Source organism: Halococcus sediminicola, from assembly GCF_000755245.1.
In the GTDB taxonomy this organism is placed as follows: domain Archaea; phylum Halobacteriota; class Halobacteria; order Halobacteriales; family Halococcaceae; genus Halococcus; species Halococcus sediminicola.
In genome coordinates this window covers 1-23,437 of the sequence record NZ_BBMP01000005.1, presented here as the reverse complement: position 1 = coordinate 23,437, position 23,437 = coordinate 1, and the positions used below count along the sequence as shown (strand labels likewise).

Below are 23,437 nucleotides of genomic sequence, written 5' to 3'. Positions count from 1 at the left end.
TGTGATAAGCTGTGATTAATCCAACTGGTCGTGGATGTCGTGGCGGCGGCGCTCAACCTGTGATGCATCGACGCCACCGCGGAGTTTATCGCTCGTTACCTCGCCAACGCGCCGAACAGACCCACCGTGATGATTGTTCGATGCCGCTGTCGAACCGACTGATCCAACCTGTGTCGAACTCTCGCTGGTCGTACTGCCTCTGGTGGAATTCCCGCTGCCATCCCCACGGATGCCCTCTAGTCGCTGTTGGACATTGCCAATGCGTTCACGAGAGTTCTCGTAGCGCTCGGGCGCTTTCTTCATCGCCTGCGACCCGCCCGAAACCATCGCTGACGCCGGGACGCCTTTTCGAGCGAACGCCTTCGGGAAGATGATGAAGACGAAAACAAGGCCGACGATGGTGAGCAGGACCGATCCGAATGCCGTTGCGATGCCAGCTTCAATAGGGTCCCACGAGAGACCGAAGAGGAACCGTAGCATCCCCGACTGCAATACGCGCAGGAAACACAACCCATAGAAGCTCGCGATGCCGGCGTTACCAACCCATTCGATCGAGGAGACTGGTGCAAGACGGGCGACCCAAAAGATCGGCCAGAATGCCGCGAGGATATGAATCGCTACGTAGATCATGACGATGACTGCGAGACCGACGAGGACGAGCGTTGACTGTGTAAGTGATAGCGCGCCAGTGAGAATGACACCGATACTGAGCTTCCCAGAACCGGCTGCCGAGTCAAGGAACTCACCCGCCGATGGGGCAAGTGATGTGGAAACCGCGTCGAAGAGGTGAAGCGAAGCCGGCATGACGAGCAACGCTCCGAGGAGGATCATCACGCCGTGACCAGCTAGGCGTTTCAACTCTTTCTCGCGACGGTAGGGATCGGCTCGATCCATCGCAATCATGATCGCAGGCAGAAGAGCGGCCGCAGCGAACGTCATGAAGATGTAGTACGTTTCGTAGATGTCCGGCCACCAGCCATTCTCCGGGCTCGCCCACGTACTCGGATCGCCGACGTCTCCCGGAGCGGGGATGCCGACGAAAATATCATTGAACCCGCCAACCACTTTCTGCACATTCTTCGTGACCGAATTTTCAATGAAATTCACGAACTCCCTGAGTGTTTCACCGGGACTGGGAATGCACGCACCGGGATTCGTCACACCGCATTTCCCACCGCCCCCGCCGCTGCTGCTCCCGTTTCCAGAAACGCTTGTACTGGTGTTGCCACCAGCCACCCCACGATTCGCCCCGCCAACGCCGAATGAGGTCTGGTTACGTTGATTCGACGCATCAAGCGGCGTTGTCTGGTTTCCACCTTCCCCTGTAGTATTCGACCCATTGAGCCGACTCAGTTGCTCGCCGGGAGTGGGAGTGGATGTGGTATTCGTCGTGTTCGTTGTGTTCCCGGCCTGTGCGCTCACCGGGTCAACGAACACTACACCGCCGGCAACACCGAGAACGATACAGAGCACTACGAGAAGGGTGGATACCTGCACTGCCGACCGACGCGAGTCTGACTCAAACATCTGGATTGGTGAGAGAGCGGGTTGGTTAGGCGCGGATGTAGCCGACGGCAGCGAGCGCAGCGAACGAGAGACCCTGCGCTCCCATCGGGCTGACAGCAGCGATCACCGGATCGAGCGGCGTGCCGCTGGCTGGCAGTGGCATGACCATTCCGAACACGCCGACGTTGAAATCGAAACACGAGATCGTGCTGACACCGATGATTTCGAGGATGGCAGCAAAGATTGGCGGGGCGAACGCGGCTGCACCCGAATAGAGTGCTCCCAGTAACTGGTTGTCACCTTCCTGCTGAGTTTGGGGCTTCTTCGATCCCTTCTTGTCTAGCCCGGACATTCCTCTGAAGATGGCTTTGAAGAGGAAATAGAGGGTAGCAGCGGCAAACACGATCGAGAGAATCTGACCGATGCCGTTGTTACAGAGCGCTTGGCCGACCTGATCGAGTTGGGCCGCAGCCGGCACTGCCAACATCGACAGACCGATCACCACGAGTCCGGGCACGCGCACGTATCGACGGAGCGTTGCTTCACGGTCAGCATCAACCGGTGTGCGGTGATACACTGCAGCGAGGCGGGCGACGAGTGCTGCGAGGCGTGGGTACCGCTCTTTTGCCTTCTCGACGAACAGTTCGACGTGCTCGCGCGAGTTTTCGTTTAACATAGTTGTTTCTTCGAACACCGTCCTCCGGTTGCGGTGTCGATGTTCTCCCTCTCTCCCATTACAGGATAAAATCTATTCGAGTGTGTTTTGAACTACATATATTCCTGATCATTGGGGGCCTGATATGACAGTTTTAAATGAATATCAAAATATACAACGCACAGTTCACATCCTGCATTGGCAGAAAGAGGGAGATATGGCTGATACCAAAGCCGACTCGGCCTCGCTAGCAGACTTCCATCCCGATCTGAGTCAACTGTTTGCACAGCCTAACAAGACTTCACAAGAGGTCGTACGGGCAATCTTCGATCTCAAGCAAGGCGAGATTCGCGCGTATTTCGCTCTCATAGAACAGCCACACAGCTCTACTGACCAGCTTGCAGATCTGCTTGATCAGCACCGGCGCTATGTCGCCCGGTCGCTCCGAGGACTCCACGAGGTCAGCCTCGCCAAACGCGAGCGTCAAACCCTCGAAAACGGAGGACAGGGGTACGTGTACCACCCCGCGCCGGTCGAGGAGATGAAAGAGTACCTTGATGCCCAACTCACTGAATGGACCTCTCATCTCCGGGCTGAAATCGAAACCCTCGAAAGCGAGATTGGGGCAGAGTCTGCTTCGGATGGTGACGTGAACGAGGAGAGCTGTTCTCGGAACGAGGATGTGTGAAATGTACCGCCGCGGCCACACTGCAATACGCCGCGTGCTACTCGGTCTCGGCGTTCTCGCTCTTATCGGGGTGCTCTTCGCAACTGTTTCAGCTGGCCCCATCGGAGTGCCTACAGACCTCTCGCCCGTCGATGTCGCCGCCGGCCAAAGCACTAACGTGACGAACGCCACGGTTACGTTCGCGAACCAGACATCGAACGGGACGAACGTGACTGTTGAGGGTGCGACGCTTCCCAAGGGTGGATTTATTGTCATCCACAGCAGCGGCTACACGACCGGTGGAGCGTCGGCTGAGTCCTCAGTCATCGCCACCTCGAAATATCTCAAACCGGGCAACTACTCGAGCGTCACAATCGACATTTCGAACGCACCGCCGGGCAATTATCCCGGCTTGAATCGCTCACGGCTCAACGCTTCGGGCCCGCTCACGGCGATGGTCCATCGGGATACGGATGGAAACAAGCGAATGGATTTTGTCGCATCGGTCGGTGCGAACGACACGGCCTACGCCAGCGACGGAAGCCCGATTACTGACTCGGCTGGTATCACGGTGCCAACCGAGATCCGCGAGCAGGCGTCGGTGACCGTTCGCAGCCAGACGCTACAGGGCGATTCGCTGACGGTCGAGAGAGCCCGACTGCCTGACAGCGGGTTCCTCGTTATCCACAACAAGAGCTATCTCTCGTCGGAGAGTGCTCCGCTCGAAAGCGCTGTCGGCGTCTCGTCGTATCTCGAAGTCGGCCAGCACAAGGGCGTGAGCGTCCCGCTGCTCGACGGAGCCGCTGAAGAGGATCAGACACTTGTCGCCGTGCCCTACCGCGACACAAATGGAAACCAGCGCTACGACTACATCGCCAGCGATGGATTCCAGGACACAGCCTACGAAAACTGGACGGGCAACCAGTCGGTCATCGTCAACGACACAGCCGGTGTCACGGTCGAAGATACTGAGAGTGTCACTGAGAGCGAGGAGACATCGACTGCGACACCGGTTGATACCACGACGCTGTTCAAGATCACAACCCTCTCAGTGAGCAACCGAACGGCACACGTCGGCGATGAAGTGACCGTCACGGCACGAATCACCAACCCCCGCGATTCGCGCCTTGACGGTGAACTCGCACTTGCTACCGTGGGCGAATCCGTCGAGACCCAGCAGGTAGCGTTATTCGCCCAGGAAAGCCGCACAGTGACGTTCACCCACTCGTACGATGCGGCGGGTGAATACGTGATTAAAGTCGGCGATCACACCCAACAGATACGAATCGTCGACGAAGGCGCGCCGCTGACACCGATGACGACGACCAGAGAGACGAGTGCAAACACGAATGCGAATAGCTCCGGGTCACAAGCGGCGAAGAGTGGTTCAGGGGGATCGCTGAGTCTCACCGACATCATACTCCTCGTCGTACTGATCGGTATTCTCGCAGGACTGATTTGGGCGATCTTCGCTATCCGCAAACGGATCTAAGCGATGTCTGACGCTGATATTCAGCTTTCGCGTCGGCAATTTCTCGCCGGATGCGGTGGCTGCGCGGCGACGGCAGCAATGCCTGCCATGGCCGAGTCGCGGACGTTCGGTGACGAGAGCGGACTGGATGGGCCGGACCCGCCGACCGCGTCAGTGGAACGTGTCTCACTCGAAGGCCGGGCGGCGATGGCCGACGTCGAGCGTCGCTTTCAGCAGCAGCGTCCGCAAATGCAGCGCACGGTCAGCGCCGTTGATGATCTCGGTCTCGACCCGACTGGCGGGACGCCTATCAACGGCGATTTCGGGGCGGCGCTGTCGGGGATGTCGAACGCACGGATTACATTCCCGAGTGATGGCACGTTTGCTCTCTCGGAGCATGTGACGGCGATACCTGAGGGCCCGGTCGAAATCATCGGCAACGGAAGTTCGTTTGTAATTCCAGCTGGAGAGGAGATGAAGAGCCTCACGCTCGTGTTGCCGGGCGGCAGTCTCGTCCGGAATATCGTTATCGATCAGAGCGCCGAGGGTGCAGTCCAGGAACTCAGCATCCAGTCCGAAGGCGTGATTCGTGCCGACAACATCACGATCAAAGGATACGCGCCGGCGAAATCGAACGTCGGCCCCACGGGCACGAACAGTAGTGTCGATTCGATGTTTTCGCCTATTGCGCGGGCCTCGGATGCAGTCGTTCGCGTGACGAATCTCACGGCCGTCGGCGGGACGGCCGCCGGCACGCACGATGATCCTGACAAGCCTGAGTCCGCCCCCGAAAACCGCCTCGGAGCGCCGATGGGAGTTTGGGTTGGCCAGAGCACCGAAGGGACGATTCAGTTGGTCAATCCCACTCTTCGAGGCTGGTCGAACGGTATCTACGGCGGGCGCACGACCGGCCGTGTCGAGGTTCGTGGTGGGACCTTCCTGAACAACTTCAACGCACAGACACGAATCGGTGGTGGGTCGGTCGTTGACGGAGCGTCGATGCTGCTTGACGACCGTCAGTGGTCAGACAAAGGCCCGTACAATATCGGTCATCAGGGCGTGTACGCTGTGCGCGTCGACGCGAAATATGGCAACCAGACTGACCCGGTTCAGTTTCTCAACATCAAGGTCGTGGCGAACTCGATGCGAAGTGGAGCGTCGCTCTTCGAGTGGGAATCGGAGAGTGGCCCAGGAATCATTCGCAACTGCCACATCACGAACCACCTCGACCGGCCGGTGATAACTGGCAGGCCACCGTCAGCTCCAGCAGCGACGAATATCCTCGTCAATCAATCTCTCATCGATGGAAGTTCCTCGGCCGGCGTGACGAACATTCAAAACCGGCCACAGTCGCGTATTCAAGGCACTTGTATCCAACTGCCAAATTCCGGCCCGGACGACATCAACGGTGCTCAGGTCGGAGAGGGAGTGAGCTTCAGCAAGCAGTGTAAGAGCGGTAGCGGTCTCACCAACCCGAAGAAGGTCGGCTCCGGGGGAAACATTAGCTCACTATCGGCATCGAACGCGAGTTACAGTGGGACCGGATATGGTGCTCAGAGATCTGCGAATCAGGGCAACTGGATCGGCCAACTGGCGGCTGGTGTCGCACAGATCATGGCACTCGGATTTCTTTTCCTCATCTCACTGTTTGGCGTCGTGATATTGGCCGCGAAAAGTCTCATCTCTGGCGATTAGGTACAGGGATTAGCAATCAAACTCATACCTCGGTTTGGGCAGTAACTCTATGAGAATCCTGCTTAAGTCCCTCAGGCGTGAAGCATGAGAGGGAGTGCAAAGGTCGATAACTAGACCGCGCTCGAAGCGCGGGGCAGTGACGGACCTCACATGCGAAGGAATCGGAGAACTGGGATCGCAGCCCGGCTGACCAGGGGTCAGCCGGGCTGCAAGCCCGTACGGATGACGTTCCGCTCCACGCATTCACTCCAGAGCAACGCGACTCGGAAGTCATAGTGATCACGAAAACGCGCACCAGAAAGGAGGAAACGATCCAACAAGGTGAACCCATGAGGAACGCCGTTTAAGCGTCTCTCATTAGTGGATGGGGAGATACAATCAGCGACCACTACTGCAGTAAAGATGTCTCCCGAACCACTGGGGTAGTGGCAAATTCAGCTGCTTGCTGACGGTTTTGCTGTATTTAGACGTGAACAAAGACAGTCTTCCGAACAGTTATAGCGATAGCGGTGGTTTATTCGGTCAGCAGGATTCTCATAGAGTCACTGCCTGTGAGATGTTAACCTAACTTAGTTTTTATGTGCGGAGGAGTTCCCTATAACTACACTGAACCCCCTCTCGGGAAGTGTCAATGATTCGATGATGAAGTACGAGGGAAGGAAATACGTTCTTCGAGTGCTGACGAAGAGTAAGTCATGCGAGCCCTGGTAATCGCTGGCCTTATCGAGGTACTCATAGTCATCGCCGCCGCGGCAACACTATATGTAGGTGGAAGGTGGCTCGCTCGCGCCATCATGAATTGTGATCTCACCGTCTCGAAGCGACGGGAGCGTCTCAGCGCACTATTCGTCGTTGAAATGATTATTGGGGTGATGTGCATGCTGCTGGTACTCATAGTCGACATCCTACTGGGCAACACCGCTCTCGGCACTGGTTCCTTCGGAGTCACCCTCCCGGTTTTGTTAGCGAGGCTCGGCAACTCACTAGTCCTGATCCTGACAAGTATCTTACCGCTTGTCCTCTATACTAGTGCTATCTATCTTGCCGTGACGCCGTCGTTCGCGAGAATCCAGGGCTTGGAGCCGCTTCCACTTCATCAACGGGTGGCTCGCAATGGTCTGCAAATCACTATCCTCCTCACGGTCCTTGCCGTTAGTTTTGGAGCCTGGAAGGCGGCCACCACCTCAATCGCTACACTGGGCCTTGCGGCCGCCGTGCTGTGGGTTATCGGAATCGTCGCCGGAACACAGTACCCGCCGGTGGCGGCATGGTTTCGCAGGCACTCGCGCGCGGATACCACCATGACTGAGCGGCTCGGTGCCAAAGCCGATGACATTCATGTGTATCTCCGACCGGATCCGACTGGGGAGGACATTACTGGCCTAGCCACCGGTGCCGCCGGTCGGCAGACGATCACGTTGAGCGATTCCGCTGTCGAAACGCTCGATGACGACGAACTCTCCGCCTTGATCACACATGAACGCGCTCATCACGCCCATCACGACTCGCTCATTGGAACAGTGTTCTGCATGACGCTGTTTGCTGGGGTTTTCGCCACCGGATCGGTACTCTGGGTGTATCTCGGGTGGGGTGCATGGCCCACAGTCGGTATCGTCGTCGCGGGCGTCCTGACAGGGTGGCTGGTCTACCTCAAGGCATTCTCACGGCCTGCCGAGTACAAGGCGGACCGCTACCGTCTCAATGCAGACAAAAACATCGAAGGACGACGGAAACTCCTGCGGCGCTACGATGCCGACCGAAACGAGAGCTGGATCGCGCGTCTCATGCCCCGTGTCGAGTATGCCACATCAACCCATCCGACGCCCGAAGAACGACTCACTGCGCTTGAGACCGCCATCGATTCCGAATCGGAGAGATAAGCGGTTGTGAAGGGCTGACTTTACCGAAGTCAAGCGCGCCCTTCGACAAATTGTCGTCGGCTGTCCGCAGCGTTCGTTCGTGGCATTTCTTGTCCTCATACTCGGAGTTTTGCTCGGGATCGTCGCGCTCGAACTCGCTCGACGACTTGCGAGACTGAGGTAATCTGGTTAATTGTCGGAGTTGGCGTCATCGGAGCGGCTGTAAACGTCGCGCTCGGGCTTATTGAGGACGCGCTCGTTTACCAGTGGCTCCGACGAACGAACCGTATTGACATGGTAAAAGAATCGGAGACTCGGTGAGGGTACCCCCGCCTGGGGGCTGGCAGGATAAGTATGAACGCAGTCGACATGCAAGATACGCGTTTTGTATCTTGTATAGACGCGTCCGATCTGCACATTTCCTGTCAGTAATGACGTGACCGATGCAGAGTTTGTATCTCGCATCTAGCTGCTGTCGCTATCTCTCAGGCAACCCTACAAGCGGAGGAGTGCCTGTTTGTAGGGGTTAGTTGAGTATTATAGTTCAACCGACGAATCTGATTCAGCAACCACTATACGTCCGGATTTGCTTGCTTTCTAGATGGTCTCTGCGTGGCTGTACCTCATCGTCGCGGCAGTTTTTGAAACCGGCTGGGCGCTCGGCCTTGAATTCTCAGATGGATTCACGAAGCTCGTTCCCAGCGTCGCTACCGTGATCTCAATGGCCATTAGTTTCGTGTTGCTAGCGAAAGCCGTTCAATCACTGCCGATTGGAACTGCCTATGCTGTCTGGACAGGAATCGGAGCCGCCTCAACAGCCATCTTAGGCGTTATTCTGTTCGACGAAACCTCAAGCATCGCCCGATTCGGATTTATTGGTCTCATCGTTGCTGGCGTTGTTGGGCTAGAGATCACGGGCCACTGAGGACACCTCACGGCTCCAGTGGGGTGGGAGGGCTGCCGGGATAAGAATGAGCGTGGAACGTGCAAGATACAGGGCGCGTATCTTGCACGGCGGTTTCAACAAGTCGAGAAACTGTAATTTTCGAACTCTGAAAATCAGTGCTAACCTCTATAGCTACTGGAAGATGGAGGGATATCCGAATCTCTTTTTCAGGAATTGGCCATAGAGCCACCAACTTCCAACTAATCCACAAATCATCCCGAAATTCGTCATCCACACGTCTGCGTTGATGAGTCCTATCTCGTCTGCGGTCCCATACACTATAGCGACCAGTACGAAAATGACCAATATACCAGCGATGGCGGTGAGCCAGAACCCGGTTCTACGCTTTGCACGCGACAGAAAACTCTCGCGCTCCATATGCTGAGGAGATAGCTGGTTGTACTGCTCTGGCGGCCTCCGTCTCTCTCGGTGGGGAGGTGGATGGTTGGCAGCCTGATCCGTGGCTCTCCGTTCCTCTCGCTGGGAAGATGAACGATGAGTGTACCGATCTGAAGCCATACATCGCTCTTGTCTACCAGCAATGATAATTGTTGGGCCGTATCAGAGAATGAAACCGAAAACTCGGTCCTCCAGCGCGGGAAGAAAATCACAAGGTCAGTCGTAGCAGTCGTAGGCGGTCTCGCGGTAGGATTGCTCTGTATCGTCGTGCTGGGCGCGCTCGACGGCGCGGGCGGCTTCATCGAGCAACGAGCGGCCACGGGAGAGGTCGCCATTGGAAAGCGCGTCAGCCGCGTGCTGGCAGGCTTCGACCGCCTGCTGATGGCCGTTCGACTGGTCGTCTATATCGTCTGATTCGAAATGACGGTCAGTCATCGGTCTCCTCCTGTGGCCGGGGCGCACGCTCGAAGCGTTTGATTTGTTCGTTTTTCTCGACGCGCTCGTACACCGCGCGTAACGTTTCCTCGGCGCGCAACAGGCCGTGGCGATCGAGAAACGCCCATCCTTCATCGCTCACTCCATAGAACTTGTACGGAAGGTCGCGTTTGCGTTGGTCCGATGGGAGCATGTATGTCTCGACGATACCCGCCTCAACCAGCCGTTCGAGATGTTGGTAAATCGTTCCCTCACTCTTGCTTGGATTGACGTAGGCGAGTTCCCTCATCGAAGGGAGCTGTGACGGGTGGCCGAGAATGTTCTGAAGGAGGACGAACCGCGTGTCCTGCGTGGCCACGTGCAACCGCTCGCGCTCTTGCTCTCCCTCGAAACCGTCCGCCGATGCTGTCTCACTCATGGGTAGTCGTTTGACCTGCCGGTACTAATAGTTTATCTCGACCAATTTGGTTGTAGAACTGGTGGCTAATTTGGTGAGCAGGATATAATACCGGTTGCTTCGTAAACAGCGTATGGACGATCATTCGGAGCCGGATGTTGAGGATATCGCCGACCGCGCTGCCGAGTACGCCCACCTCGACACGCTCTCGCCGCACGAATACGAACAAGCGCTTGACGCGGTTGCCGAACTGACGCCGCTGTTCGAGTACGAGAGTTCATATTTCGTGCTCGGAAGTTACGGCATGCCGGAAATCCATCGGCTCCAGCTCGTCAAAGATCGATTGAACCGTCGCTCCGATGTATATGCGTTCCTGATGGTGGACATTCGCGGTGAGTGGTCGAATACGCTGGTGAAGTTTCGTATTCTCGCTGACTACGCGACATATCTCGTTGGCGTTGCCGAACACAACCGCAGTGGATTCCTTGTCGAGCAAGGGATGTTCTTTCTTCATCAGCCCTACTTCGAACGAGCGCACGTTCTCAAGCGTGAGTATGACCAATCGACGCTTGATGAGGAATTCGATGGTAACGAGCCGTACAGCGCGCTCCAACTCGATGGGTTTGACCCCCTTGACCGGGAGGGGCGACTGTTCGTGTGGACGGATGAAGACGAGTTGATAGCAGCCGTCGAAAGACTTCTATGAATCGCATACAGATATATCGAAAATAATGGCTCGCCAATGTATTGGTTGCGGGTTTGCGGCGGTGCAAAACTGTTTGGTCGACTGACAATATCTAGAGGTTATCGGAGCAATTCGTAGTTTTGCACGAATCCTCCAGCAGTTGGGAGATGCAGCGTGCGAGATACAGGGCGCGTATCGATCACACCAAACCCACTATATATTCAGGATGCGGGTTTAATGTTCAGGTTGTGGTGGAACACATTCTCAGGGTCGCACTTGGCTTTGATTTCCGTTAGGCGGTCGTAGTTGTCACCATAGGCCATCTGGGCACGTTCCTCTCCCTCAACGACCCCGGGGAATCCAGGATAAAACCCCTCGACTGTGGCTGAATCGTCTCGAAGACCCTCCCAAACCTCGCGTGCCCAGTTGGTGCATTCCTCGTCTTGCTCGGGATCCTCCCAAGCGGCGCCGACGCTCAGCATGAATGCAACGTCGCGGAACCCGAATGCGGTCGCGCCCCCGTCAACGTCGGCAATCGCTCCGCCGAGGTGCCAGATGCTAAGTTCGCTTTCCTCAGAGGGGGAATTCACCAGCGCTTCGACCATCGCGTCGATGGTCTCGTCGGCGAGTTCGGTTGCGTACAGCGAATGCCAGGAGTAACGACGCGCATCAGGAAACAGCTCGCGGGCGACCTCGTGGACGGCGGCGAGTGGCTGTGGACCGCTCATGTCCATCATCGGCTCGCCGAGTTCGCCTAATGGTGTCATCGCCTGTTCGCCCTCCGCAATTGGGCCGGCATAGACACCGTAAACCATCACGACGGGTGTGCCAATAGCTTCTGGCGGGACCATCGGGAGTGGCGGAATCCGCATCAGCGCGATCAGCGTAGTTACCTCGTCGGGTGCATCTTCGGCGTACGCTCGGTAGGACCGCAGAACCTCGCTGGCAGCCTCGATCGGATAAATAACCTGGGTGATGGCCATCTCGGGACCGGCTTCGACGAGTTCCATCTCAAAGCTCGTGACTACGCCGACGTTCGCACCACCGCCACGAATCGCCCAAAACAGGTCGGAATTTTCCGACTCGCTAGCGGTCAATATGTCACCCTCGACGGTCACGAGTTCGACCGACCGGAGGTTGTCGACTCCCAGGCCAACCTTCCGGCGGAGCCAGCCGATGCCGCCCGCCAGCGTTGACCCGGCCACGCCGTTTTGCGCTGCGGACCCAACAACTGGCGAGAGACCGTGCTCTTGAGCAGGGTTGAGAACATCGGCCACCCGTGCGCCGGGTCCGACCTGAGCCGTGCGAGTCTCTGGATCAATTGTGACTTTGTCCATCCCGCTCAGATCGACCACGAGTCCATCATTGACGAGCGCGACGCCCGTGACGTGGTGCCCGCCGCCGCGAACCGACAGCGGGAGGTCGTTTTCGCGGGCGGTCGCAATCGCCGTCGCTACATCCCCCGCCGATGCCGCACGGACGAACACAGCCGGACGGCGGTCGATGGCACCGTTCCAGAGCTTGCACGCTTCCTCATAGCCTGCATCGTCGGAGGTAATCACGTCGCCGGTGACGGCTGCTCTAAGGTCCGCAATGGCGGATCTGTCTGGGGAGATTGTTGTGCTGCTCATAGTTTGACTTTACCTCTGTGTTACAAGAGGACAAACACCATACGACTTGAGAGATAATAAATCATACAGTAACACAGGGACGGTACTGACTCTATGAGAATCTTGCTTAAGTCCCTCAAGCATGAAGTAGAGGGGAAGTACAAAGGTCGATAACTAGCGGCAGAGCTCGATTCTCACGGTATCACGGCCGAATACGTTCTCGACGCACTCTTTGAAGGGGCAGACGATTTCGAGGATATTCTCCCGTACTGTCGTCGAACGGAGACTGTGCTTGTGACGAATAACATTCTTGATTTCAACGCGACGGACCTCACACCCGCCGATCATTCTGGTATCGTCATCGTTCATGACAAAGACCGCCCCGCCAACGAGATCGCTGCTGAACTCGAAGAGATTGTCGCAGCATACCCGAACCAAGACGCGCTCGACGGGTTCGAAAGTGCCGATGACTGGATTCCGGACCGAATCTGAACCAACTCCAACCCGTGGACCAGGCCTCTCGACGGACTTCTACGACGCACTCGATAGCGAAGTCGTGGACCTGCTCGCGGATGCGGCACGACGAGCAGACGACAACGAGCGCAAGACCGTCTATGCCACGATCTCTGAGTCAGGCCGAGTAACAGATCTTATTCGGTATCGATATATTTTAGCCTTCGAATAACCATCTATTGGATATGTACGATCTGACTGGCTTCCAGCGTGATCTGCTGTACGTGGCAGCCGGCAAGGATGAACCGCATGGATTGGCGCTCAAAGACGAACTCGAACAGTACTACGAGAGCGAGATCCACCACGGACGGCTCTACCCGAACCTCGACACGCTCGTCGAGAAGGGCCTGCTCGAAAAGGGTCAGATCGACCGCCGAACGAACTATTACCAGGTAACTCAGCGCGGCCAGCGAGAAATCGAAGCCCGCCGCGAGTGGGAAGACCAATACGTGGCTGCCGAAGCCTGATACTATGAGTGATGTTTCGTTCCGTCGAACGTACGCTCTCGCTGTCTCATCGAGAGCGATATCGAACACCGGCAACAGAGCGGGAGCGGGTGTCTAATGGTAGAAATCCCTGATCCACTGGAGAGTTTGTTCACGGCTTCAATAGAGAAAGACGACGACTCATACAGGATTGAGGTGCCACAGGACGCACTCGATTTAGGCACGATCTCGGCTGGCGAGACCTATCGAGTGGCGATATTCGGGGATTCCCAGCCCAGCGAGAGCCAAAGCCAACAGGAGCAACCGTCCGCAGAGTCGACACCGACGCCGCCAGTCGATACCGGCGACGTCCGCGAGGTAACCATCGAAACGCTGGGCGACAAAGGTGACGGGATAGCGAAAATCGAGCGTGGCTACGTGCTGATCGTTCCCGGAGGGCGTCCCGACGATGAGGTGACCGTCGAAGTCACAGAAGTGCGCCAGAACGTCGCCTTCGCAGAAGTACGCGATTAGTCCACCAACTCCGAACGTCGGTAGCTCTCATCGAGCATTGAGATCTTCATCTTACGAGGAACCGCCTGACTCAGATACATTTATTAGAGGGCTAGTGCTGTGTTCACGTAAGACAATCATGGCACGCGAAACGGATGAAGTGCGCAATTTCACGCTCCGGGAGGAAACAGGCGAGGAGACGAGTAGGTTCACCGGGAAGACGCCCCGGCAGGCAGCACTCAAAGCCGCTCGGCGGTTCGACCCGGCCGATAGCGAATCAGAAGCGACCCGTATCCGATTCCGGATTCGTGAAACGGGGACGAAGAAATTGCACATCTACGAGGGATGGGCGTGGCGCGACGAGGCACCCCCAGACAAGCCCGACTGGATGCCCGAGACGATTACGGAAGCGAACGTCTCGAAAGAAGGCGTCGAGCATCTTGACGAGCTGTAGTAGCTGTTGTCCCTGAATTTGATATAGATTCATATACAGTCGATTGAAAAAGTTTGTCTGGACGAAGAGAGGCGGATATCCTCGTTTGGCGACGACACGCTCGCGTTGTTGACGAAAGTGGCCCGCGGAACCGACGAATCCCTCCACGAGACGAGGCTATCAACGTGATCATTGATGACGAGCGTCTTGTCCGCTACTGGTTCTGCCCACCGGACTGCCGTGCTGAGTTCGTCGAAGCCGTTGAAGACTGCAAGTGTGAAGAAACGCTCTACGATGACTGACGCCGCTCTTAATTCCGACGTTGGAGGTCGAGTATGCTGACGGCAGTACGCTCATGCCCTCATCGAAGTTGCTCGTTTGTTCTACTGCTATAGAAATTAGTACTCAGCTTCAGAGTCTCCACATCGCAGACTGTTGTCTCATTGAAATCGCCGGCGAGATACAGTGCGCGTGTCTTGCACATCGACCGCTCTCATTGCCGAATCTGCTGGCCGGAAACCATAACCGGCGCGGTTTCGGCGCGCAAACCCCGTATTGAGGGAGATCGTTTCCAAGCCTGCGACTGATTGGCACCCCGGGGCTATGATTCAGACGGTACTGAGGTGCTCTCGAGGTCGAATTGCCGTATGAGAACTCTACAGTATAAACCCGTAACCTTCTCATGCAAGCCCCGGTTGGAGACTCTCATGTCGGTCATTGCAGAGTTCAGTATCCCGGCAGAGGAATTCGCGCTTGCCGAGACACTCGAACGCCGGCCGGAGCTGACGTTCAACATCGATCGCGTTGTCGCCCACAACACGACCCAGGTAGTGCCATTCGTGCGAGTGAAGCACGGAGAACTCGAAGGATTAACCGAGATACTCGAAGCCGATCCGAGCGTCGAAGAGGTCGAACTGTTCGGCGAGACGGACGAGGAGTGCTTCTATCGGCTGGTGTGGGACGATACTGCCCAAGTCGTTGGGTACATGGTCAATGGCCACGACGCGACTGTTCAGGAGGCCATCGCGACTGACGGCGAGTGGCATCTCCGCGTGCTCTTTCCCGAGCGAAGCGGACTTTCAGCGACGGGCGAGTACGCCGAAGAAAGCGAGTTCACGCTCGACGTGAAACGTATCTATGGAGTTGACGGAATCGAACAGGCCCGATACGACCTCACTGAACAACAGCACGACACCCTCATCGAGGCTGCCGAGAAGGGATACTACGATATTCCCCGGGATATGAGTGCCCAGGAACTTGCCGAAAACCTCGATATCTCTCATCAAGCGTTGTCTGAGCGAGTCCGCCGAGCACACAAAAACCTCATCATGAGTTCGCTGGACGTCAACGAAGACGAAGAAACTGATCCATTGAGTCAATAAGAGGGCACTATCCATCGTCTTAGGTCCTATGGCAACAGAAATCGGTTAGGTGGATCCATCATGGCACCTTTGATGACTACAGCCTCTCTATCCAGCAGGGCGATGATGCAGAAGTCCTCACAAAAATCACACACGAGAGGGTGGAACCAGTATGCAAAACTATCAGTTGGTTTTCAATTCGCGTCTCAACCGGAAGGAGCTATCAGACCCATCTACGCGACAAATCCCCGTGAACGGACGGTTGCTCACCTGAGTAGAACAGCTTTGAAAATTTGATGTCAAATTTTTGGAATAAAGGGGAGGGAGGAATACAGTGAAGCGTCGAATGCTGACGACGAGAGCGTACAGCCCCTGTATTCCATCTTCTCTAGGTCTTCGGGGGAGAAAACCGTTGCTGCTACCCCACTCATCACCTATTTACTAGTAATCAAATTTCGGCAGCTATTAGCATAGATTAGCGACAGTTACAACAACAGTTATATACTTGTGAGTACTAGTTAGAATTGCTATAATTGTCTGCGGTGTCAGATTCGCCCTTGGGAGGGAGACTGGATCCGATCAGGTCAATCGTAGTCACAGGAGAAACCAAATGCTATCAGCAGCAATCAACTATCCGCGAGAGAGCGACCACGTACTAAAAACCGTCCTGATCGGCGGCGTGCTGAGTCTGCTCAGCGTTCTCATTGTTCCTGCCTTCATTCTTGGAGGCTACGGGATCCGCGTGCTTCGACACACGACGCTGGGCGATGACGAACTTCCCCAGTTCGACGACTGGGGAAAACTCGCAGTCGATGGCCTCAAAGGATTCGCCATCGCGATTGGATATCTCTTCGCCCCGATCGTCCTGTTCGGGCTCAGCCTTGCTGTGCTCTCAGGCACTCTGCAGATGGTCGGCATCATCGTGAGTGCCATTGCGTATCTGGCAGCGGCCTACAGCCTCCCTGCTGCGACCACCGTGTTCGCACGCGAGGAACGTGTCGGTGCCGCTTTCAAGCTGGACAACCTCCGACCGGTTCTCACCAGCCGGCGCTACGTCAGTGGTTGGCTTCGTGCCATCCTCGTGAGCTTTGCCGCAGGTCTCGTCATGGGTGTGATCGGTCTCGTGCCGATCCTCGGAGCCATCGCTGGTCTGTTCGTTGGGTTCTACATGAACCTCGTGATCTCCCACCTCTTCGGCCATGCGGTCGCTGATGCCGAGAGACTAGCTGTTCCACGCGAAGAACAACCCGCAACCCAACCTGTCGCCTAAATACGGCTCGGCGACAGTTGTACTATTGTGCTGTCCGGTAAAGATTTCGTCGGTCATCCATCGACGGTCACCTCGGTTGCGAGCAGATCGCCACCGCTCTTCGCTGGCGATGGCACCAACCGCTCGAACGCCTCAGCTGGCGCTTCCAGCGTGTCCCAATCAAGGCTCATGTGCGGGCGCTCCTCGTTGTAGAAGGTGAGGAACTCGTCGAGAGTTCCGAACCGCTCGCGGTGTTTCTCGTAGGTCTGGAAGAACCGCTCGATCTTCCCGTTGGACTGTGGCCGCCCAACCTTACAGAGCGTGTGCTCAATATCATTCTCGGCAAGATAGCGTTCGAACTCGTGATCGAGACACGGACGATCATCTTGACGAGGATTGACGAACTCCGATCCGTGGTCGGTGATCACCTCCAAGATCGGCACAGGACTGTCGAACTCCTCGTCAACGCTTTCGAGGAGTTCGACGGCTTGAATAGCTGAACTGCTGTCAGTCTCGATCATGTCGAAGACGCGCGGCGAGGCGTCGTCTTCGACGGCCAGCACCTGTTGTCCGCGGTCGTTGCGATACCAGTCCAGGTGGACCGTCACCGCCGCATTCTCACGCTCGAAGCGAACCCACGGCCGCTTGCGGCCCTGCTTGGTAGGATTCTCGGTCACGTGGTCGTGCTCCTGGAGAATCTGGTGGACGCGATTGTTAGCGATCGAGAGACCGTCCCTGACGCGGAGGACGTGGGCGATGACGACTGCGCCAGCGCCGAGGCGCTGGCGTACGTCGAGTACACGGTCTTCGAGGTCGTTGGGATAGTCCGCGTAGGGACTGCGACCAGGCGTCTCCAGCTGTGAGATCTCTCCAGTCCCGCGGTAGGTTTTGGCGAGTTGCTGGACCCGCCGCCGACTGATCTCGAACTGCTCGGCAACCAAGCCGGTGTCCATGCTGTGGTCAACAACTCGCTTACATATCCGGTTAGCATCGTCCAGATCAAGTTTTATCTCACCTGGTTGATCGCCGGGCAGATACCGCCGACGAAATCTTTGGCGGACACTACAGATGGCGTTGCCGAGCCGATTCCCTGACCGTAGCGCTACTCTGCCTCGTCGAGAACGCTCCGGTCTAGTTCTATCCCCAGTCCGGGCCCATCGGGTGGTGTAACCGTGCCCCCGTCGTGGTCGATGGTGTCAGTTAGGAGGAAATCGCGCACGTCGGGCGTCCACGGCGGCTCCATCGGGAACTCACACCACGGCGAGCGTGCGGCGGTCATCATGTGGAGATTTGCGGCGAAGCCGACGCCATTGGTCCAGGTGTGGGGGATGAACCTGATACCCTGTTCGTGGGCGCTCGCTGCGATTGCCGCCCCTTCTTGGATGCCGGTAGCGAGCATCGCGTCAGGCTGGAGGACATCAACCGCGTCGTGGCGCAGGAGCTCCCGGACCTCGTGTGGCCCGTCGTTGAACTCGCCACCCGCAATCGGAACGTCGGTGCGGTCGCGGAGCCGGGCGTACCCGCGGTAGTCGTGTCGCGGCAGCGGCTCTTCGAGCCACCCGATGTCGAACGGTTCGAGATCGCGTGCGACCGCGAGCGCCTCTGCAAACGACCACTGTTCTTCCTCCTCGATGGCGCGAATCGCCCAGCCCTTGTTCGCATCGACCATTAGCGTGAGATCCGGAAACGCCTCACGCACTTCTCGGACAATTTTGACGTCCTCGCGGGCGGTAATGCGGAGCTTCACCGCCTCGAACCCTTCATCGAGTCGGTCTTCGACGTATGCAATGCGCTCGTCGGCCGGCTGGACCTCGCTGGTGCTGGCGTACGCCGGAATCTCTTGGCTCGTCCCGCCGAGCACCTCGTGAACGGGCTTACCGGCGTCCTTGCCGATAATGTCCCAGAGTCCGACCTCGATGTGCCACGGCCGCGGGCCGAGGAGGTCGAGCGAAGCGAGCTTCCGGCGGATGCGAGCAACGTCGTGGGGATCCTCACCGAGCAGGAGCAATCGAAGAGTGTCACCGTAGTCGAACCCGCCGGGAATGGACGGACTCGCCGTGATGCCGGTGATGCCTTCATCAGTTTTGATTTCGAACAGTTCGCATTCGTGGCTGCCCTGTGGATAGCCCGGCACCCACGTCGGGTCGTGGCTACCATCGAGGTCGTAGGCGAGGTGATACTGCTCGATGCCAGTGATCTCCATGTACGAATGGCCACATAGATCACAAATAACTATTATCAATTCGCCTGGAGAGAATCTCTACAACCATCTGAAACTAGACAAGCGGATTTCTCAGAGGTGACGGACGACGAAACCAATCTCACCAGCCCATATTTCGGAAGGAGATATGGATGACGAATCGGGCTAGTACGCCAGCAAGTCTCGACTACATAGCTGAACGGTCAGTCACGTTGATTGATTTTCGCTCAGCAATCAACGGATGCAGCCGACTGCATATCGGGTGTCACTGCCATCTTCTTGTAGAACGACTGCGAGACGTATGTGTGTTTCTCTCTCGGTAGTCGTATATTGTGGTTTCAAAAACAGTGGTTTTCGACACCGGCCAGAAAGCCTCCATTCTTTATATACTGAATCGCGATACGATTAGGGTGTCCGAGTACACCATGCAATATCAGTAGGACGGTCGGTCTGCTTCTCAAACAGAATTCTTCGATCAGGCGTCTCCGACAAGATCCTCGACGAATTTGAAGCCGTTGACGAACGTCACCGCGTCTCCATAGCCCTCACTCGCTAAGACTGTCTCTGCCCCTTCGCCAGCAGCGATATCGGTCGTGTAGATGTAAGCGTGAGTCACATCACCCGAACTGAGCGCTTGTACAGCAAGCGCACCGAGAGCTGGGTCGGCACGTTCGATCTCGTCGGCCGGTCGATCGTCGGCGTTCGCAATATAGCGTTGAATGCCGTCCATCGTCTTTGAGACTACTGGATTCGTGTACTCCAACGGCTCTGCAACACGAACCCAGCCGTCGTCAATAGCAACATCGATTGGAATCGCTTCCGCTTCGACAATTTCGCTGTCATCAGCCCCGGTCAACTCCTCATAGATGCGTTTCGGGACCATAAAGACGATCTCGTTGCGTTTGGCGAAAGTCCGTACTCGCTGGTAGCGATCGTTCGACGGTGCTCCAAGAGCAACGAAAAAGCCTGTATCCGCGATGTGGAGCGCGCTCACACGTCAAGATTCTCGGCGTCAGCCACGTCCGCTAGCGACGCCCCAGAATCTTCGACCGAGAAGTGCTCATGAACAACGGGCCGAAGCGCTTGGAGAATCACCTCCGCTTCGAGCTCCGAGATATCAAGATCGTCGGCCACGAGCCGATGAGTTGTCTCGCCATGCTCGCGAGCGAGGGTGTGGGAGAGCGCGGTTGCGAGGCCGTGAACGCCGTGACGATTGATATACGAGTCGATGGTGTCGTCGGTCGTCCGGCGTGCGACTGCGGCAATGAGAGCGGGTGAGATGGTGTATTCACGATCGTCGCTGACGGTCAGGGTGAGTTTGATCTCGACGGCTGCGTACCGTTGGGGTTGGGTGTCTGTAGTGGGAGTGAGAACACCAGTATCGGTGAGCTGGTTCACGTAAGTGTAGGCAGTTCCTTGTGAGAGATCGAGCACGTCGATGAGTTCGCTGACGGTCGCCTCACCCTCACGGTAGAGATATGCGTAGATACGGGCGAGCTGGGGCTGTTCGAGGAGATCGGCGATCGAGAGGAAGTCGCGAATGATTTCTCCTTCCTGTTGTGAAGCTGTTCGTGACATAGCTAAGCCGCGTGTTTACAGATTATACACAATCGGTAATAAGTTTGTCGGACGGCTGAGTTTCTATTGGGAAATTATTGGGGAGTTCGCCCCCCAGAGGTGGCCGTCTGCGGCTGCTCGCGGCGCTCGACCCGGCTGGCGAGCGCGAAGTGCGCGACCTCAAGGTCGACGGCGAAATCGAGCTTTCGGAGGGCGCAATCGACCGTTACGTGCGCGAATTCGCCGATAAGTACGGTCTCCTCGACACCGAGGACGTTTCGAGGATCTTCAACAACGTAGTCGAATAGGTAATGGCTGGAACGGCCACAGGTATCACACACATCGCTGTCGGGCGTATACACGAGTTCATCAAGGTTGGTCGTCGGTGGGCATGCACTACCAACGGCAGCCAGTACCTCTCGAAGGAGGTCGGTGTGGTGTTCGGGGGGATCGCTTGGACCCCTAGAAGTATCGGATACCATGGTGTCCACGAGTTCACCGTCACGACGGGCTTTCCAGCGCTGGTACTCTGTTTCATTGACGTCGTACTCCGTTATCTGAGCGTATATTTTGTCAATCCCGATGGCCTTGCAGGCTATCGACCGGTGGTTCCCATCAGAGCCGACGTAAAGATCGCCACAGATTTCCCGGTAATGGGGCATTCCATGGTTCTCCACATGTTCAGGGCGGTACTGGCCATCGATCATTAGCTGGAGCACACTTTCTATGCGCCCTTTCTCAAACCGTCCTGTTAACTCTGGATCTGTTCCCGCAATGTCGCTTACTGAAATCCACCCATAGACTGTCCCAACTTCTCCTCGTCCATCGACATTAGCCATCCGTTCCAGCGTATAATCTGGGGGTGCACCCTTCCACTCATCAATAAGATCGGTTGCGTGTGTCGCGTCCCCGTTTTTGACCTGTTCAAGTACATCTCGGGCTCGCTTAGACTGCTGTTGAGTGAGTTCTAGTCCGTCCATTTTGAGATAGACGTGGTCGACATCCGTCTCTTTCGTGCACTTCTTGTCATCGTCGTGAATGAACGCTAAGTCACCATTCCTAGCCATATTGACTCCGAGAAACTCCCGACCGCACTGCGGACACTCATCGTAGTCTCGGTTGGCGTCTGCTGCCCGTGTCTTGGCCCCTAGCCGGTCAACTTCGGTTACTGATTCTTTGGTTTGTTCGCCATGGTTGTGGTGGGTTCGTTTGGTGTGATCGTCAGTCATGACTTTCTTTCAGCTAGTAGTATGAATCTATATCGTCATTAAAGATATTCACTTCGCTACATCAGAAGTTGTGACTGGTGCTCTCAATGCATAGGAGGAATTCGCTTTGAGTTGGCGAAGTTCATAAATAGTATGAAGACGTAGGCCTGGGAAGACAGATGGCCCGAATCACCGGCTCATACCCAGACGACCTCGACCTTCTCATTGAAGGAACTGTTGAGGCGGGTGTATTTGGTGGGAAAAGCGACGCTCTTCGGGAGTTCGTCCGTGAATACTTCGAAGACCATGAGAACGAGCGCATTGCGGCTGCGGTTGCCCTGTACGAGCATGAGCGTGTTACCCTCGGTGATGCGGCGAGACTCGCTGCTGTCGATCGTTGGACGATGCGAGACATTCTCCGTGAACACGGCCTCGAACTCCGTTTTGGGCTTGAAGATGAAGAGGATGCGGCCTACGAGGCTGAAGCTGCGGCAGAACTCGAATTTAGTGACGATTCGAAGGGTGACGAGAAGTCACACACGAAATGACAGGCAACGATATTCCAGTCCATCCAAGCGTCCTCAACACGACCGTTCTCTCGAATTTCGCCTACATCGACCAGTTGTGGGTGATTGAAAATCTTTCCGAGATCTGTACGGTCCCGGTCGTGCGTAAGGAGCTTCGTGCCGGCGTTGACGGACATCCATATCTCCAGTCAGCACTCGATACACTCGACGTGGAAATTCCTGTAGCAACAATCTCCGAAACGGTCGCAAACCGTGAAGCAGTGGTCAGTAGTCATCTCGATCCCGGTGAAGCACAGGCGTTCGCTGTGGCGGACGCACACCACGGACGGCTGCTGACCGACGATGGGGACGCCCGGTCATTCGCGAAAGAACAGGGCGTGACTGTCGTCGGTTCGGTCGGCGTTCTGCTGGCCGCGATTGACGCTGGGAAGATCAATGAACCAACCGCTGATGAATGGCTATCAGCCTGGATTGACGACATCGGATTCTATGTGCCATACCGAACGATTTCGGAGTATCGGTAACCACGTTAACTATAATATCAATTTCTTGAACCGGTTTGTCAGTGATTAGGTGGTTTGTAGAAATTCAGACGCCGAACCTCTGGGACACCAATGGCTGACAGAAGTTGAGGTCGGCCATCTCAATGCATAGAGCTAATTCTCGTATTTTGAAATAGTCACTCTGTCCTATGTTCTCCCTCTGTCTATGACTCCAACCGGATTACGTGGTTTTACCTCTCTGTTTTACTTAACGAGGGGATCAGCAGTGGCCCAGAGTTGTTGGAAGTACTGCTCGAACTCAGCGACGACCTGCGAATCTTTGATCCCGACCACGCCAATTCGATCCCCACCGGACACTGGGTGTGGGATGTCGATCGTCGTCTCTCCGGTATCGACTACATCAAAGGAGAGTGCAACCTCTGGAATCGATCTGACGGTGACGTCTGCTGATTGATTTCCAATCAGAGCGGGGAATCGATCGGGGAGGACGGTAACTGCCTTTTCACTGAATATGAGGTTGATAGAAAGAGTTCCATCGGCTCCGTCGAAAAAGCCCTTCACTTCAGATTGAAGTGTCTCCCACGTCGCATTCTCGTAGGGCACTCCAATAACCGCTTGGACGA

The 23,437-nt window shown here is 56.2% G+C and carries 24 protein-coding genes and 2 pseudogenes; 15 read left to right on the top strand and 11 right to left on the bottom strand.

The window, feature by feature from the left end; translation table 11 throughout:
* Nucleotides 1–15: 15 nt before the first annotated feature.
* Both ACP97_RS02020 and ACP97_RS02015 read right to left on the bottom strand, forming a co-directional pair.
* Entirely contained in the window at nucleotides 16–1,527 is a 1,512-nt protein-coding gene (locus ACP97_RS02020) for a hypothetical protein (RefSeq protein WP_154019903.1), read from the bottom strand.
* Between the two features lie 25 nt (nucleotides 1,528–1,552).
* Nucleotides 1,553–2,182, bottom strand: a complete 630-nt coding sequence (locus tag ACP97_RS02015; RefSeq protein WP_049996179.1) for a hypothetical protein — start codon at nucleotides 2,180–2,182, stop codon at nucleotides 1,553–1,555.
* A 196-nt stretch (nucleotides 2,183–2,378) separates the two neighbouring features.
* Between ACP97_RS02015 and ACP97_RS02010 the strand changes: the two genes are divergently transcribed.
* From ACP97_RS02010 to ACP97_RS01990, 5 genes are all read left to right on the top strand, one after another.
* Nucleotides 2,379–2,849 (top strand): helix-turn-helix domain-containing protein, encoded by a 471-nt coding sequence (locus ACP97_RS02010; RefSeq protein WP_237561062.1) that lies wholly within the window; start codon nucleotides 2,379–2,381, stop codon nucleotides 2,847–2,849.
* A gap of 1 nt (nucleotide 2,850) precedes the next feature.
* Nucleotides 2,851–4,320, top strand: coding sequence for a DUF7282 domain-containing protein (locus tag ACP97_RS02005; protein WP_049996177.1), 1,470 nt, complete (start codon nucleotides 2,851–2,853; stop codon nucleotides 4,318–4,320).
* A gap of 87 nt (nucleotides 4,321–4,407) precedes the next feature.
* Nucleotides 4,408–5,994 (top strand): hypothetical protein, encoded by a 1,587-nt coding sequence (locus tag ACP97_RS02000; RefSeq protein ID WP_154019902.1) that lies wholly within the window; start codon nucleotides 4,408–4,410, stop codon nucleotides 5,992–5,994.
* A 695-nt stretch (nucleotides 5,995–6,689) separates the two neighbouring features.
* Entirely contained in the window at nucleotides 6,690–7,874 is a 1,185-nt protein-coding gene (locus ACP97_RS01995; RefSeq protein WP_049996175.1) for a M48 family metalloprotease, read from the top strand.
* 580 nt (nucleotides 7,875–8,454) lie between these two features.
* Nucleotides 8,455–8,778, top strand: a complete 324-nt coding sequence (locus tag ACP97_RS01990; RefSeq protein WP_049996174.1) for a DMT family transporter — start codon at nucleotides 8,455–8,457, stop codon at nucleotides 8,776–8,778.
* 636 nt (nucleotides 8,779–9,414) lie between these two features.
* Here ACP97_RS01990 and ACP97_RS18820 read toward each other — a convergent pair.
* Together ACP97_RS18820 and ACP97_RS01980 are read right to left on the bottom strand one after the other, a co-directional pair.
* Complete coding sequence (locus ACP97_RS18820; RefSeq protein ID WP_079977503.1) at nucleotides 9,415–9,633, bottom strand: hypothetical protein; 219 nt, start codon at nucleotides 9,631–9,633, stop codon at nucleotides 9,415–9,417.
* Nucleotides 9,626–10,051: a helix-turn-helix transcriptional regulator gene (locus ACP97_RS01980; RefSeq protein WP_049996172.1), complete on the bottom strand. Its 426-nt coding sequence runs from the start codon at nucleotides 10,049–10,051 to the stop codon at nucleotides 9,626–9,628. The genes ACP97_RS18820 and ACP97_RS01980 overlap by 8 nt, the downstream gene beginning before the upstream one ends.
* Nucleotides 10,052–10,163: 112 nt before the next feature.
* Between ACP97_RS01980 and ACP97_RS01975 the strand changes: the two genes are divergently transcribed.
* Entirely contained in the window at nucleotides 10,164–10,736 is a 573-nt protein-coding gene (locus ACP97_RS01975; RefSeq protein WP_049996171.1) for a hypothetical protein, read from the top strand.
* A 200-nt stretch (nucleotides 10,737–10,936) separates the two neighbouring features.
* Here ACP97_RS01975 and ACP97_RS01970 read toward each other — a convergent pair whose 3' ends face one another.
* Nucleotides 10,937–12,346 carry an FAD-binding oxidoreductase gene (locus ACP97_RS01970; RefSeq protein ID WP_049996170.1) on the bottom strand — a complete coding sequence of 470 codons (1,410 nt, stop codon included), beginning with the start codon at nucleotides 12,344–12,346 and terminating at the stop codon, nucleotides 10,937–10,939.
* A gap of 168 nt (nucleotides 12,347–12,514) precedes the next feature.
* Here ACP97_RS01970 and ACP97_RS01965 point away from each other — a divergent pair.
* The 7 genes and pseudogenes from ACP97_RS01965 to ACP97_RS01940 form a co-directional block, all read left to right on the top strand.
* A pseudogene (locus tag ACP97_RS01965) lies at nucleotides 12,515–12,817 on the top strand (DUF5615 family PIN-like protein); the annotation flags it as partial.
* A gap of 25 nt (nucleotides 12,818–12,842) precedes the next feature.
* A pseudogene (locus ACP97_RS20660) lies at nucleotides 12,843–12,938 on the top strand (DUF1931 domain-containing protein); the annotation flags it as partial.
* Between the two features lie 85 nt (nucleotides 12,939–13,023).
* The gene (locus tag ACP97_RS01960) at nucleotides 13,024–13,305 is read left to right on the top strand and encodes a helix-turn-helix transcriptional regulator (protein WP_049996168.1); all 282 of its coding nucleotides are present in this window, start codon (nucleotides 13,024–13,026) and stop codon (nucleotides 13,303–13,305) included.
* A 96-nt stretch (nucleotides 13,306–13,401) separates the two neighbouring features.
* On the top strand, nucleotides 13,402–13,797 hold the full coding sequence (locus ACP97_RS01955; protein WP_049996167.1) for a TRAM domain-containing protein: 396 nt from the start codon (nucleotides 13,402–13,404) through the stop codon (nucleotides 13,795–13,797).
* A gap of 118 nt (nucleotides 13,798–13,915) precedes the next feature.
* Nucleotides 13,916–14,230, top strand: a complete 315-nt coding sequence (locus tag ACP97_RS01950) for a non-histone chromosomal MC1 family protein (protein ID WP_049996166.1) — start codon at nucleotides 13,916–13,918, stop codon at nucleotides 14,228–14,230.
* Between the two features lie 686 nt (nucleotides 14,231–14,916).
* Complete coding sequence (locus tag ACP97_RS01945; RefSeq protein ID WP_049996165.1) at nucleotides 14,917–15,591, top strand: bacterio-opsin activator domain-containing protein; 675 nt, start codon at nucleotides 14,917–14,919, stop codon at nucleotides 15,589–15,591.
* 589 nt (nucleotides 15,592–16,180) lie between these two features.
* Nucleotides 16,181–16,840, top strand: coding sequence for a DUF4013 domain-containing protein (locus ACP97_RS01940; RefSeq protein ID WP_049996164.1), 660 nt, complete (start codon nucleotides 16,181–16,183; stop codon nucleotides 16,838–16,840).
* A 53-nt stretch (nucleotides 16,841–16,893) separates the two neighbouring features.
* Here the strand turns inward: ACP97_RS01940 and ACP97_RS20655 are convergent, their stop codons facing one another.
* The 5 genes from ACP97_RS20655 to ACP97_RS19605 all read right to left on the bottom strand — a co-directional run bounded on the left by ACP97_RS20655 (nucleotide 16,894) and on the right by ACP97_RS19605 (nucleotide 21,805).
* The gene (locus ACP97_RS20655) at nucleotides 16,894–17,772 is read right to left on the bottom strand and encodes an integrase core domain-containing protein (protein WP_237561061.1); all 879 of its coding nucleotides are present in this window, start codon (nucleotides 17,770–17,772) and stop codon (nucleotides 16,894–16,896) included.
* A 149-nt stretch (nucleotides 17,773–17,921) separates the two neighbouring features.
* On the bottom strand, nucleotides 17,922–19,022 hold the full coding sequence (locus tag ACP97_RS01930) for a mandelate racemase/muconate lactonizing enzyme family protein (RefSeq protein ID WP_049996163.1): 1,101 nt from the start codon (nucleotides 19,020–19,022) through the stop codon (nucleotides 17,922–17,924).
* A 472-nt stretch (nucleotides 19,023–19,494) separates the two neighbouring features.
* Entirely contained in the window at nucleotides 19,495–20,013 is a 519-nt protein-coding gene (locus ACP97_RS01925; protein WP_049996162.1) for a hypothetical protein, read from the bottom strand.
* Nucleotides 20,010–20,597: a winged helix-turn-helix domain-containing protein gene (locus tag ACP97_RS01920; protein WP_049996161.1), complete on the bottom strand. Its 588-nt coding sequence runs from the start codon at nucleotides 20,595–20,597 to the stop codon at nucleotides 20,010–20,012. Before ACP97_RS01920 ends, ACP97_RS01925 begins: the two co-directional genes overlap by 4 nt.
* A 74-nt stretch (nucleotides 20,598–20,671) precedes the next feature.
* Nucleotides 20,672–21,805, bottom strand: a complete 1,134-nt coding sequence (locus tag ACP97_RS19605) for a hypothetical protein (protein WP_154019900.1) — start codon at nucleotides 21,803–21,805, stop codon at nucleotides 20,672–20,674.
* Nucleotides 21,806–21,963: 158 nt separating this feature from the next.
* Here ACP97_RS19605 and ACP97_RS01905 point away from each other — a divergent pair, with 158 nt between their 5' ends.
* Both ACP97_RS01905 and ACP97_RS01900 read left to right on the top strand, forming a co-directional pair.
* Complete coding sequence (locus ACP97_RS01905; protein WP_049996158.1) at nucleotides 21,964–22,332, top strand: UPF0175 family protein; 369 nt, start codon at nucleotides 21,964–21,966, stop codon at nucleotides 22,330–22,332.
* Nucleotides 22,329–22,835: a twitching motility protein PilT gene (locus tag ACP97_RS01900; RefSeq protein WP_049996157.1), complete on the top strand. Its 507-nt coding sequence runs from the start codon at nucleotides 22,329–22,331 to the stop codon at nucleotides 22,833–22,835. Before ACP97_RS01905 ends, ACP97_RS01900 begins: the two co-directional genes overlap by 4 nt.
* A 222-nt stretch (nucleotides 22,836–23,057) precedes the next feature.
* Here ACP97_RS01900 and ACP97_RS01895 read toward each other — a convergent pair.
* On the bottom strand, nucleotides 23,058–23,437 hold a 380-nt coding region (locus tag ACP97_RS01895), incomplete at its 5' end, for a DUF7436 family protein (protein ID WP_449404915.1).

What these genes read in the sequence shown, in the direction of transcription:
- ACP97_RS02020 (WP_154019903.1), bottom strand. Translation starts at nt 1,527, where the DNA reads ATGTTTGAGTCAGACTCGCGTCGGTCGGCAGTGCAGGTATCCACCCTT.
- ACP97_RS02015 (WP_049996179.1), bottom strand. Translation starts at nt 2,182, where the DNA reads ATGTTAAACGAAAACTCGCGCGAGCACGTCGAACTGTTCGTCGAGAAG.
- ACP97_RS02010 (WP_237561062.1), top strand. Translation starts at nt 2,379, where the DNA reads ATGGCTGATACCAAAGCCGACTCGGCCTCGCTAGCAGACTTCCATCCC.
- ACP97_RS02005 (WP_049996177.1), top strand. Translation starts at nt 2,851, where the DNA reads ATGTACCGCCGCGGCCACACTGCAATACGCCGCGTGCTACTCGGTCTC.
- ACP97_RS02000 (WP_154019902.1), top strand. Translation starts at nt 4,408, where the DNA reads ATGGCCGAGTCGCGGACGTTCGGTGACGAGAGCGGACTGGATGGGCCG.
- ACP97_RS01995 (WP_049996175.1), top strand. Translation starts at nt 6,690, where the DNA reads ATGCGAGCCCTGGTAATCGCTGGCCTTATCGAGGTACTCATAGTCATC.
- ACP97_RS01990 (WP_049996174.1), top strand. Translation starts at nt 8,455, where the DNA reads ATGGTCTCTGCGTGGCTGTACCTCATCGTCGCGGCAGTTTTTGAAACC.
- ACP97_RS18820 (WP_079977503.1), bottom strand. Translation starts at nt 9,633, where the DNA reads ATGACTGACCGTCATTTCGAATCAGACGATATAGACGACCAGTCGAAC.
- ACP97_RS01980 (WP_049996172.1), bottom strand. Translation starts at nt 10,051, where the DNA reads ATGAGTGAGACAGCATCGGCGGACGGTTTCGAGGGAGAGCAAGAGCGC.
- ACP97_RS01975 (WP_049996171.1), top strand. Translation starts at nt 10,164, where the DNA reads ATGGACGATCATTCGGAGCCGGATGTTGAGGATATCGCCGACCGCGCT.
- ACP97_RS01970 (WP_049996170.1), bottom strand. Translation starts at nt 12,346, where the DNA reads ATGAGCAGCACAACAATCTCCCCAGACAGATCCGCCATTGCGGACCTT.
- ACP97_RS01960 (WP_049996168.1), top strand. Translation starts at nt 13,024, where the DNA reads ATGTACGATCTGACTGGCTTCCAGCGTGATCTGCTGTACGTGGCAGCC.
- ACP97_RS01955 (WP_049996167.1), top strand. Translation starts at nt 13,402, where the DNA reads ATGGTAGAAATCCCTGATCCACTGGAGAGTTTGTTCACGGCTTCAATA.
- ACP97_RS01950 (WP_049996166.1), top strand. Translation starts at nt 13,916, where the DNA reads ATGGCACGCGAAACGGATGAAGTGCGCAATTTCACGCTCCGGGAGGAA.
- ACP97_RS01945 (WP_049996165.1), top strand. Translation starts at nt 14,917, where the DNA reads ATGTCGGTCATTGCAGAGTTCAGTATCCCGGCAGAGGAATTCGCGCTT.
- ACP97_RS01940 (WP_049996164.1), top strand. Translation starts at nt 16,181, where the DNA reads ATGCTATCAGCAGCAATCAACTATCCGCGAGAGAGCGACCACGTACTA.
- ACP97_RS20655 (WP_237561061.1), bottom strand. Translation starts at nt 17,772, where the DNA reads ATGGACACCGGCTTGGTTGCCGAGCAGTTCGAGATCAGTCGGCGGCGG.
- ACP97_RS01930 (WP_049996163.1), bottom strand. Translation starts at nt 19,022, where the DNA reads ATGGAGATCACTGGCATCGAGCAGTATCACCTCGCCTACGACCTCGAT.
- ACP97_RS01920 (WP_049996161.1), bottom strand. Translation starts at nt 20,597, where the DNA reads ATGTCACGAACAGCTTCACAACAGGAAGGAGAAATCATTCGCGACTTC.
- ACP97_RS19605 (WP_154019900.1), bottom strand. Translation starts at nt 21,805, where the DNA reads ATGACTGACGATCACACCAAACGAACCCACCACAACCATGGCGAACAA.
- ACP97_RS01905 (WP_049996158.1), top strand. Translation starts at nt 21,964, where the DNA reads ATGGCCCGAATCACCGGCTCATACCCAGACGACCTCGACCTTCTCATT.
- ACP97_RS01900 (WP_049996157.1), top strand. Translation starts at nt 22,329, where the DNA reads ATGACAGGCAACGATATTCCAGTCCATCCAAGCGTCCTCAACACGACC.